This window comes from Bacillus sp. B19-2 (genome assembly GCF_022832475.1).
GTDB lineage: Bacteria > Bacillota > Bacilli > Bacillales > Bacillaceae > Bacillus > Bacillus paralicheniformis.
On sequence record NZ_JALHKQ010000001.1, the window covers coordinates 1,258,198 to 1,269,876 of the forward strand.

Genomic DNA, 11,679 nt, shown 5'->3' on the forward strand with positions numbered 1-11,679 from the left:
CCCTTATGGAAAAGCGAATCCGCAATACCCTATCAATATATCCCAAATTTGCGCCTTAAGTATGAAATGTGAACATTTTTTGATTTATTTGGAAAATAGTCGTTTTTCCTCATTCTTCTAATTCTAAAAATCGTTAAGCTATTCTACAAGAAGGGAGGGAATAAATGAACAAGGTGTCGATGTTTGTCTGATTCAGCTGGTCAGTTTTTTGAAAAATGGAAATTTATTTTAGGAGGGTTAATCATGAAAAAAATGTTTGCTTTCTTTACAGCCTTCATGCTCGGTTTGACTTGTCTCCCGTACTTATCAGAAGCGAAAGAATCAAAACATACGGACAGTGCTGTTACAACCTTACCTTCTATGTCTATCCCCACATCTCTCAATCAGTCATTGGACCAGGAAAAACAACAGTTTAAAACTTCCGCTATTAACCTCAACATCGGCCTCGATCTCTTAGGAATCGGAAACTCGATTAGAGATGCTATCGTTCAAAGCAATAACCGCAGCGGTTTCGTCAAAAACTGCATGGAAACCGCTTTTTACTCTGCAGGGCAAAGATATAATGTCATGGTATTCAACTTAAGCCAAGGCTATCAAAATGGTTTAAGAGGAGTTAAATTTTATGGATCTGCCAACTATCATGGCGTGATTTACGGCATTTGGGTATTTGAAAGCGGACAATTTACAAACCAAGGAGACGGCGGCTGGATTAACTGGGCCTTTAAAGGCTGGTTTGATCGAAACGGCCAAACTGTAACATTCCGCATGCCTTAATCAAAGTCAAAGTATCCCCCTCTTCTGCCTGCCGGTAAAATCGTCAAAAACGAATTCACCGGCAGGCTTTTTTTTAATATGTCTGCGCAGAAAAAAGTTGATTTTTTCCTTCCCCCTTTATTAAACCGATCATACCGTGGCCTAAGCGATGCTTATCATTAGCGGCACTCAAACTGTCTGCATGAAAAAAAGGCCGGATTTGTCCGGCCTTATAAACCATTCAATCTTAGAATACGCCAATGACGTCCAAAAAGACGACAATAATGACGATCGGAGCGGCGTAGCGGATCAGCAGAAGCCATGCCGCAAACCATTTTCTGCTAATTTTAGAGCCCTCTTTCAATTCGGCAAACAGCTCGTCTTTCGGGATTTTGAGCGGCACAAAAACGGCGATGAGCAAAGCGCCGAGCGGCATTAAAATATTGCTGACAAGGTAATCCGCCGCATCAAAAATGGATAGATTAAAAATCGATACATCCTGAAGCACGCCGTATGATAATGCTGAAGGAATTCCGAATAGGAAAATCGCAATTCCTCCGGCCCAAGCGAAAGCCTGTCTTTTTTTAGGATCCCCTTTTGACAAGGAAGAAACAAGGATTTCAAGCATAGAAAATGCGGACGTCAGTGTAGCAAATAAAAATAAGAGCATAAACGCCAATAAAAAGACGATTCCTAAAGGCATCTTATGAAAGACTGAAGGCAGCACATTAAATAACAGCATCGGGCCGGCATCAGGAGATAATCCGAATGAAAAAACGGCCGGAAAAATCGCAAACCCGGCAAGAATCGCTACAGATACATTGAGCAAAGTCACTGAAACGGCCGACTGTACAAGGTTTTCTTTTTTCGATAAATAAGAGCTGTACGTTACCATAACGGAAACACCGACACTCAGCGAGAAAAAGGATTGTCCAAGCGCAAACAGCACCGTTTTGGCTGTGATATGGGAAAGGTCAGGTTTTAAGAAAAACTCCAATCCTTCCATTGAACCGGGAAGTGTGAGCGAACGGATGATCAACAGCAGAAAAATAATGAACAGAGCAGGCATCATAAACTTGCTCGCTTTTTCAATTCCGCTTCTGACTCCTTTGGAAACGACAAGGATCGTTATCATGATAAATGCAAACTGGCTCGCAAGAACGAGATACGGATTTGCAATCGTCTCCCCGAAAAGACCGGCATAATCCGTACTTCTTGACAGTTCGCCGGTCAGCCCTTTAATAATATAAATGATGATCCAGCCGCCGACAACACTATAGAAAGACAGCAGAATGAAACACGTGATAATGCCGAGGCGTCCAATCCAGTGCCAAAGCGAGCCGGGCGCCAGCTCCTTATAGGATTCAACGGCATCTTTTTGAGTCTTTCTGCCGATAATGAACTCCGCCATTAATAACGGAAGCCCAATCAATAAAGTAAAAAGAATAAACATAAGTAAAAATGCTCCGCCGCCGCTTGTTCCGGCGACATAAGGAAACTTCCATATCGCGCCGAGCCCGATTGCCGAGCCGGCCGAAGCTAAGATAAATCCAAGCTTTGATGACCATATATTTTGTTTATTTTCCACTTAAGCACCTCTTCTTCTCGGTCTAATTGCATATGGCTACAAACTATCATTTTAAAAAGCATAAACGAATTCGTCAAGGTTTTCAAACATTTCTTTCAGTTTACATAATAATATTATTTAAAACAAATCGGCATTTTACTAGTATTGAATTATTCAGAATATTAATTATAATAAGAGAATGTTATATTTTCTACAGATGTGAGGAGCTGGATTTATGAGTTATTTGATCAAAATCAGTCAATTTGCAGGAAAAACGTTCGCCATTTGGGTGATTCTGTTTGCGGTTCTCGGCTTTGCCTTTCCGACGCAGTTCACCTGGATCGTCCCTTATATTACCATCCTGCTTGGCGTGATTATGTTTGGCATGGGATTGACATTGTCAGCGGACGATTTTAAAGAGCTGCTGAGACGTCCCCTGCATGTGCTGATCGGTGTGATGGTTCAATATACGGTCATGCCGCTGCTCGCTTTTGGACTTGCCTATGGACTCGGTCTTCCCTCCGAAATAGCGGTTGGGGTCATTTTAGTGGGATGCTGCCCCGGGGGAACGGCATCAAACGTCATGACATTTTTGGCGAAGGGGAATATCGCCCTGTCAGTGGCGATTACAACGGTATCCACATTGCTTGCGCCTTTTTTAACGCCGTTTCTCATTTTATTTTTCGCAAAAGAATGGCTTCCGGTATCTCCGGGCTCGCTGTTCGTGTCGATTTTGCAGGCCGTGCTGTTCCCGATTATCGCCGGGCTGATCGTTCAATTTTTCTTTAAAAAACAAGTAAAAAAAGCTGTGCAGGTGCTTCCGCTCGTCTCTGTTCTCGGCATCGTCGCCATCGTCTCGGCGGTCGTCGGAGGCAACCGTGAAAACATTATTCAATCGGGGCTGTTGATTTTTGCGGTCGTCGTTCTTCATAATGGCCTCGGGCTTTTCCTTGGCTTTGTTTTGGCAAAGTGCTTTAAAATGGATTATGCATCACAAAAAGCTGTAGCCATTGAGGTCGGCATGCAAAATTCGGGTCTCGGCGCGGCATTGGCAACGGCGCACTTCTCCCCTCTTTCCGCTGTTCCGAGTGCTGTTTTCAGTGTCTGGCATAACCTTTCAGGCTCATGGCTTGCGACATATTGGGGCAAAAAAACAAATAAGCAGAAGAATGACAATCATTCTCCTGCCCCGCAGATGATAAACAAAAAGCTTTGACCGCACATGCGGCCAAAGCTTTTTTCTTGATTTAACCTTCCAACAGAAGCTGTTCAGGATCTTCAAGCAGATTTTTAATCGTAACCAGGAAGCCGACCGCTTCTTTACCGTCGACGATCCGGTGGTCGTACGATAATGCAATGTACATCATCGGGCGGTTTTCGAAACGCTCTTCATCAATTGCCACAGGGCGCAGCTGGATTTTATGCATGCCCAAAATACCAACTTGCGGGCTGTTCAAAATCGGAGTCGATAACAGTGATCCGAACGTTCCTCCGTTTGTGATCGTAAAGGAGCCGCCTTGAAGCTCGTTGAGCGACAATTTGTTGTTTCTCGCTTTCTTCGCAAGCTCTCCGATATCCCTTTCAATATCTGCAAAGGTTTTGCGGTCTGCATCGCGCACGACCGGCACGACGAGGCCATCCGGCGCAGCAACAGCGATTCCGATGTCATAGAATTTTTTGATCACAAGCTCGTCGCCTTGAATTTCCGCATTAAGGAGCGGATATTTTTTCAGCGCGGCGACAACAGCTTTTGTAAAGAATGACATGAATCCGAGCTTCACATCATGCTGCTCAAGAAATTGATCTTTTCGGCGCTTCCTTAGGTTCATGACCGCCGTCATGTCCACTTCGTTGAATGTCGTCAGCATAGCGGCGGTGTGCTGAACTTCAACGAGGCGTTTGGCGATCGTCTGTCTCCGGCGGGACATTCTTTGACGCTCTACCGGTTTACCTGTATCTTCGGTTTGTTTAGCGGCCGGCGCCTGTGTTTCACGTTTTGGTGCAGGCTGAGCTTTTGGCGGCTGCTCGTTCTTCTGATAAGATTCAACATCTTGCTTTCTGACCCTTCCGAGCGGATCACCGGTAGGAATCTCCGATAAATCGATGCCTTTTTCACGGGCGAGTTTTCGGGCAGCCGGAGAAGCGATTGTTCTTGTTTTGGCTGTATCCGCCTCATCGTTCGCGCTTTCGCGAGGTTCGGCTGTCTTTTCAGACGAGGCTGCCTTCTCTTCCGAAGCGCCGGCGCTTTCTTGAGCGTCAGCTTGAGGCGCCGTTGATTTGCCTCCTTCTCCTTCGCCTTCTGAAATCGTTCCGATTATTTCGCCGACCTGAACCGTGTCACCGGAATCTTTCAGCACTTCCTGAAGAACGCCGGACTGCTCTGCCGTCAATTCCACGTTGACTTTATCAGTCTCAAGCTCAAGCAGGAATTCCCCTTGTTCTACATAATCTCCCGGTTGTTTCAGCCATTGGGCTATCGTTCCTTCTGAAATTGATTCCGCTAATTCAGGTACTTTAATTTCCGCCATTTTTTAGTTCCCCCTTAATTTTTGCGAGTCAAGCTATCAGATACAATGCGTTCCTGTTCCTTTTTATGAACCGTCGGATCTCCTTCTGCCGGACTTGAACGTCTTCTTCTGCCAATATAGCGGACCTTCACGTCCTTTGGAGCAATCTCTCTTAAATAAGGCTCAATATAGTTCCATGCACCCATATTTTGCGGTTCTTCCTGTACCCAGACAATCTCCTCCAAATTCGGGAGTTTGCTGAAGATCGCTTTAATATGCTTTGCAGGGAACGGATACAGCTCTTCAACCCGTGCAATGTGCAGCCAATCTTTTTCACCTTCCATTTTATTGAAATGGCTGCTGATGTCAATCGAAACTTTACCGCTTGAAAGGACGAGGCGCGTCACTTTGTCATACTGATGGGAAAGTCCTGACATTTCATAGACCGGCTTAAAGCTGCTGTCACTGAGCTCCTGCACTTCTGACACGGTATTCGGATTTCTCAGCAGGCTTTTCGGCGTCATGATGATCAGCGGGCGGATCTCCTCGCGAAGGAGCATCTTCGCCTGCCTTCTTAAAATATGGAAGTACTGGGCAGCGCTCGTCAAGTTGGCTACAGTCCAGTTGTTTTCCGCCGCCAGCTGAAGGAAGCGTTCCGTTCTTCCGCTTGAATGCTCAGGTCCCTGCCCTTCATAGCCGTGCGGCAAGAGAACAACGAGCCCTGATTTTTGTCCCCATTTCGCTCTTCCTGCAGAAATGAACTGATCAAAGTACACTTGCGCCGCGTTTGCAAAGTCGCCAAACTGCGCTTCCCAGATCACCATCGTTTCCGGCGAAGACACGTTATATCCGTATTCAAAGCCAAGGACGGACCCTTCAGAAAGCGGGCTGTTGTGAACCGCAAATGACGCTTTCGTATCTGCAAGGTGATGCAGTGCGATGAATTCGTCCCCTGTCTTGCTGTCGTGAAGGACAAGGTTGCGGTGTGCGAATGTGCCGCGTTCTGAATCCTGCCCGGTCAGCCTTAGAGGTGTGCCGTCTTTCAAAATGGACGCAAAAGCCATTGCCTCTGCTAGCGACCAGTCGACTTTTCGGTCATCGTCGAACGCTTTGGCGCGCCTTTCGAGGATTCGCTTTAGCTTATCGAAAACGTTGAAGTTTTCAGGCCATGAAACAAGCTCCTGATTGATTTTGCGCAAAGTTTCAACATCAACCGACGTGTCAACATCAGGAAAACCGTTGGAAACAGGCTCGGGAAGAACGATTTCATGCGTCATGTCTTCCTTCTTGGCCGGCACTTTGCGATAGGCATCTTCTAAACGCTTCATGACAGCGTCCCCGATTTTGTCGACGGTTTCTTTATCGACGATCCCGTTATGAATCAGCTTTTCAGCAAAGATGTTCTTGACAGTCGGGTGCTTTCTGACCGCATCATACAGCATCGGCTGCGTTGCAGACGGCTCATCCATTTCATTGTGGCCGAAACGGCGGTAGCCGATCAGATCGATCAAAAAGTCTTTGTTGAAAGTCATGCGGTATTCAACAGCGAGCTGAACCGCTGAAAGGCATGCTTCAGGATCATCCGCATTGACGTGGACGATCGGAATTTCAAAACCTTTTGCAAGGTCGCTTGCATATTTCGTCGATCTTGACTCATTGCTTTCCGTCGTAAAGCCGATCATGTTATTGGCGATAATGTGAATCGCTCCGCCCACCTGATAACCTTTAAGCTGGCTTAAATTCAGCGTTTCCGCGACAATGCCTTCCCCTGGGAATGCCGCATCGCCGTGAATCAAAATCGCCAGCGATTTTTTAACGTCTTGATCCGGGTAGCCGCTCTCCGTTCTCGTTTCCTGGGCGGCTCTTGTCGAACCCTCAACGATCGGATCGATGAACTCCAGGTGGCTCGGATTGTTCGCGAGCGCAATGCGAGCCGTTTTCGTATGCTCATCCTGAATCTGACGGTTGGCGCCGAGGTGATATTTTACGTCACCCGTCCAGCCGTAATTGATCCCTGTCGAACCTTCCGACGGAACGAGGTCTTTGTTCGGCGCATGCTGGAATTCAGAAAAAATGATTTCATAAGGTTTTCCGAGCACATGCGCAAGAACGTTCAAGCGGCCCCTGTGCGCCATACCGATATTAACGTTTGTCGTACCTGCCGAAACGGACTTGGCGATAATATCATCCAGCATGGGAACAAGCGCATCAAGTCCTTCTATTGAAAAGCGTTTTTGCCCGACAAAGGTTTTGTGGAGAAACTGTTCAAGGCTTTCAACTTCTGTCAGCCTTCTTAAAACTTCCACCAGCTTTTCTTTCGATTTCGGGGCGAATAATTGCCCTGATTCGATCTTTTTCATCAGCCAGTTGCGCTCTTCAAAAATGTGCACATGGTCAAATTCAAAAGAAATCGATTTTTTGTATGTGTTTCTCAAGTACTGAATGGCTTCTAAACCGTTTGTTACTTCTTTAGGGGCATCTTTGCATATGACAGACGCCGGAATTTTTTTCACATCCTGCTCAGTTAACCCGTACTCAGCAAGAGGAAAAAGCTCCTGTTTCTCTTGTGTTTTTCTCAGTGGATTGACGGAAGCGTTTAAATGGCCATAGGTTCTAATATCTTCTGCGAGTTTTATCGCTGATGCGATTTTTTGAATAGATCCAGCCGTGAAATCTGCCTCTTCGTTTTTTAGAGAGGCGGCCCTTATATCGCCCGGGGGAGCTCCAAGTTCGTCAAACATCTCTTTTAAATCAGCATCCAAGCTTTCTGGATCCTTGACGTATTGATCGTAAAGCTCCAGCACATAGCCGAGGTTCGGACCGTGAAATTCTTCCCAAGTCATTCTTTGTTTCATACTATTTTGAAACATTTGAACATTACCCCCAACCTAATAATCAAGTGAATGATTCACTATCTTAATATATCTTCTGAACCTTGCGCCCAGAAATATGTAATAAAAACGCTTCCACGTACATTTTACCACTGTTTCTCATTTGTTTCTACACAGATTGTTCAAATAAAATTAAAAAATCATCTTGAAAAATAAAAAATTTTATAATTTTGAACTTTCAGACCGGATTCTCTTAAATCGGCTCATTATTTATTCACATATTTCCCCTGACCGTCTATTTTTTAACATCCCGATGTGCTCCACAAAAAATTAAGTTGATAAAAATAATAAAAATTTCAATATTTCACTGTGTTTCTACGATAAAAAACAGATGGCCGCGAGTATTGCTGCCATCTGTCATATCTATCGTATACTTTTGTTCAACAGCTTTTTTAAAAGCGGGTACAGAACATCGGGAAGCTGATCGACGTCCGGGACGAAAAGGCTGTACTTTCCGTACATATCCTGTATCGTCTTCATTTGCGATTCTTCGATTTCGCTGTTTGATAAAAATACATTGATGACTTCGATATTTCGTTTCCTCGCTTCCATAACGGCTTCATGTGTATCGACAATCCCGTTTTGTTCATAATCGAATGCAGCCGGCTCTCCATCTGAAAAGACGATCAGGAACTTTTGAGCTTCGCTTCTTTGAACAAGCATCTTCGTCATCTGTCTGATTGCATATCCGTCCCGGTTGTCTTCCTCCGGTTCAAGCTGCAAGACATGCGGTCCGGCGCCTGCTTTTAAGGAATCCGCAAAAGAGACGACCGTATGAAAGTAATTGGGCTGGCTCGTCTCTGTCGCATCGTTCGTATCTTCCCAAAAACCGACGATTTGGTGAGGGACAGCAACAGATTTAAGCGCTTCGTGAAACAGGACAATGCCCCGTTTCGTCTCCGCCATTTTGTCATGCATGCTTGCTGAACAGTCGACGAGCAATGTAAAAACGGCGTCGATCTCTGTTGACGGTTCTTGCTTTTTATAGAACAGGCGCGGATTGCGCTCTGTAAAGTAACGGAGCAGTTTATTGTTCAATCTGCCTGCATGCAAATCGGTTCTCGGGAGCGTTTTTTTATGCTCGAGCGTTTTTTGAATCATCTGTTTGAGCCGTTTTTGATACGATTCGATTGTTTTGGCTTGAGCCTGGTAGTCTAATATGTCTTCGTTAGAAGGTTTTTCCGGAGGCTTCATTACTGAAAACGCATAGCGGTTTTCTTTGCCGGCTGGTGCGGCGCCGCCGTTCGGCTCATCTTGAACAGATTCAAGTGATTCAAGTTTTGAATAGTCTTTTCTTTTCGTCTGCTTCGCCGTTCCCTGAACAGACCCGAGCGCTTGGTCGCCGTCTTCTCCTTCTCTTAAAGCGCCGCCGGAAATATCGGTTTTTGCGCCGTGCTCCAAATCAAACTGGAGAAAGCTTTTCGCCGGAGCTTCTGTTTCTCTGTGCCAAGTCGGCATTTCTTCTTCATGAACTTCCTCGTCACCCGTACTTTTCTCTTCAAGCGTCAGATCCTCGCTCAGCTTCGGTTTTGCTTTCAAATCTTGAAAAAGCTCTTCTTCGTCAACTTGTTCGTATTCCAGTTCCGGAAAAAAGAAGTACGTATTCAGCATATCCTTTTCGAGCACCTCTTCGAAACCTTCCATCAGCCCTGTTACAATCGAGACGATGTCAGCAGTTGAACGCGCTTCGAATACGCGGGCGAGCTCGGCTTCTATAAATCCCTTCATCGGATCGACCGATTCATGGATAGCCGGTATCTCATCAAGCGGCGATTCCGCGGTCAGCTTAAGATATACAGCGCAAAACAAAGCATCCGTAAAAATGCTCCGCTCCAAATTCAGCGTCAACTGGGTCGCAAAGTGTTTCCGGTACATTGATTTCCGGCTCGAAAATACCGGTTTTGTGCCGGGGCGCTCCCTCTTGATGGACTCTTCGATTCTGATGTCTTCAAAAAGCATAAACAACTGTTTTGCCAAACTCTTAAACTGATATTTCCGAGCCGCGTCAAGCATGCGGGAAAAGCCTTTCATCGAGCTGTAGCGGGAGCCGATTGACCGCAAGTAGACATCGCTTTTCAAACCGTCTACCATATCCCGGTGGTTCCGGTCTTTCCAAAAATGGCTCATGTAGATTTTTTTCTCAAAAGGATTGTAATAAGATTGAACCCCGTATTCCACTTCAACCTGATCGCTTTTCGCGAGCGTTTTCGCCAGATCTGTCAGCTCCATAAAAAGCAGAGAGTCAATCTTGCTGTCATTGAATTTAATAAACTTCATAAAAAACCCTCATTCGAACAAAGTTTGGGCAATATTTCGGACCGCCGCTTTTTCGCGTTCATCATCAAGCTTTTCAACGATGCCCCGTTCGATCGCTCGCAGCGGCGGAATATACGTTGACAGGTCGCAAGTATCGAGAAGTGCTCTGATGGAAGCGGCCTCTTCAGAAACCTGTCCATTATGAGCTTGCGTCATTAAGTCCGATGACAGGGTGACAAACCGGTTCAGCAGCTTCTGATTTCTTAGTTCGGATTGTGTTTCAAGCACCCGTTTCAGCAGGTCACCTTTAATGTATGGCACGTCGATAATGACAAACCGGTTTTTCAGCGCTTCATTCAACGGGACCGTTCCGACATAACCTTCGTTTATCGCTGCAATCACGCCGAATCCCTCTTTCGCTTTGATGACGTCCCCCGTAAACGGATTGGTCATCATTTTCCGGTAATCGAGCACCCCGTTTAAGATCGGCAGCGTTTCCGGTTTCGCCATGTTGATTTCGTCAATATATAGGAAATGGCCGTTGTTCATCGCTTTTGTCACTGGACCTTCGATAAATTCAATAGAGGCGTTCCCGTCGGTGTTTTCAATCGTTTTGTAACCGACAAGCGCCTCTGCATCAAGGTCCACAGAACAGTTGACACTGTGCATAGGTTTTTGAAAATAAGCGGAGAGCGTTTCGGCAAGTTTTGTTTTTCCGGAGCCTGTCGGGCCTTTTAACAAAACGTTTTTTCCGAGTGACAGCGCGATCATCGCGTCATAGAGAATGGCGCTGTCTTCCGCTTCATAACCGGGCGTTCCAATCAATGATTGGTATTCCGCGGCAACAGGTTTGGTGGCAGACTGAATCAGCCGCTCTTTTATTTTTTCAGGCAGCTCTAGTTCATGCAGATCATATTTCATGTGTTGTAAAATTCCTTTCTCAAAGCGTCTTCTGTATGTAAGTATACTAGAAAAGATGCGCTGCCCTCAATATAAACGGCTTCCATGCGGCGATTCACTTTTTTCCGGTGTTCGTCAGCGCTCCGCAAACCATCCGGGCTCCGGAGTTTCCGGATGGATTTGTCAAATCATCATCCTGATGCTCATGAATGATGAAAGCACTTCCATCATGATCAAGCAGACTGAACTTGCTTTTCTGATCGAGGGTGACGTCCGGCGCATTTACGATGACGTCGACTTTGCCGTCGGCTCCGACTTCAATATTCGGCAAATCACCGGCATGCGGTCCTTTCGGATTGTGAAAGCCGTGCTCCTTTTGGTCAGGATTGAAATGAGCACCCGCACTTTCAAAATCAGGCTTTTTACACACGCCTGTTTCATGAATATGAAAAGCAAGCATTCCCGGCGGCAGATCATGGGCGCTGACTCTGATATCAAGGCCTTCTGCAGCAGATTCAGACACTTCTATAAAACCGGTCTCCGTACCGTCGCGTTTGATCAGCGGTATTTTTAATGGCTGTGTCATCGCTTCAAAAGTTTCTTTATGTTCCTGTTCGGCATTTTTTTGCTCGATTTCTTTCTGCTGTGTGCATGCAGCTGCCAAACAAACAGCCATACATGTGAGCAATATGTATTGTAATGTTCTCAAACGGCTTCCCCCTTCGCTTTTCTTTTCAGTTTAGACAACGAAGAGGGGCATTAAACCTGTCCTTACCATCCTGAAATCACGAAAAAAAGCCATATA

The 11,679-nt window shown here is 45.8% G+C and carries 8 protein-coding genes; 2 read left to right on the top strand and 6 right to left on the bottom strand.

Going from position 1 to position 11,679, the window contains the following annotated elements:
• Positions 1-243: 243 nt before the first annotated feature.
• The gene (locus MST20_RS06365; RefSeq protein WP_481747886.1) at positions 244-774 is read left to right on the top strand and encodes a stress response protein YvgO; all 531 of its coding nucleotides are present in this window, start codon (positions 244-246) and stop codon (positions 772-774) included.
• A gap of 226 nt (positions 775-1,000) precedes the next feature.
• Here MST20_RS06365 and MST20_RS06370 read toward each other — a convergent pair whose 3' ends face one another.
• Positions 1,001-2,341: a sodium-dependent transporter gene (locus tag MST20_RS06370; RefSeq protein ID WP_065643858.1), complete on the bottom strand. Its 1,341-nt coding sequence runs from the start codon at positions 2,339-2,341 to the stop codon at positions 1,001-1,003.
• Positions 2,342-2,555: 214 nt separating this feature from the next.
• Between MST20_RS06370 and MST20_RS06375 the strand changes: the two genes are divergently transcribed.
• Positions 2,556-3,536, top strand: a complete 981-nt coding sequence (locus MST20_RS06375; protein WP_243940881.1) for a bile acid:sodium symporter family protein — start codon at positions 2,556-2,558, stop codon at positions 3,534-3,536.
• A gap of 31 nt (positions 3,537-3,567) precedes the next feature.
• On the opposite strand, the gene odhB is transcribed toward MST20_RS06375, so the two are convergent.
• The 5 genes from odhB to MST20_RS06400 all read right to left on the bottom strand — a co-directional run bounded on the left by odhB (position 3,568) and on the right by MST20_RS06400 (position 11,550).
• Complete coding sequence (gene odhB, locus MST20_RS06380; RefSeq protein ID WP_243940883.1) at positions 3,568-4,848, bottom strand: 2-oxoglutarate dehydrogenase complex dihydrolipoyllysine-residue succinyltransferase; 1,281 nt, start codon at positions 4,846-4,848, stop codon at positions 3,568-3,570.
• A gap of 14 nt (positions 4,849-4,862) precedes the next feature.
• Positions 4,863-7,697 carry a 2-oxoglutarate dehydrogenase E1 component gene (gene sucA / locus MST20_RS06385; protein WP_243940885.1) on the bottom strand — a complete coding sequence of 945 codons (2,835 nt, stop codon included), beginning with the start codon at positions 7,695-7,697 and terminating at the stop codon, positions 4,863-4,865.
• A gap of 384 nt (positions 7,698-8,081) precedes the next feature.
• On the bottom strand, positions 8,082-9,995 hold the full coding sequence (locus MST20_RS06390) for a nitric oxide reductase activation protein NorD (protein ID WP_243940887.1): 1,914 nt from the start codon (positions 9,993-9,995) through the stop codon (positions 8,082-8,084).
• Between the two features lie 9 nt (positions 9,996-10,004).
• Positions 10,005-10,895, bottom strand: coding sequence for an ATP-binding protein (locus tag MST20_RS06395; protein WP_243940889.1), 891 nt, complete (start codon positions 10,893-10,895; stop codon positions 10,005-10,007).
• A gap of 94 nt (positions 10,896-10,989) precedes the next feature.
• The gene (locus MST20_RS06400) at positions 10,990-11,550 is read right to left on the bottom strand and encodes a superoxide dismutase family protein (protein ID WP_409365404.1); all 561 of its coding nucleotides are present in this window, start codon (positions 11,548-11,550) and stop codon (positions 10,990-10,992) included.
• Between the last annotated feature and the right edge of the window lie 129 nt (positions 11,551-11,679).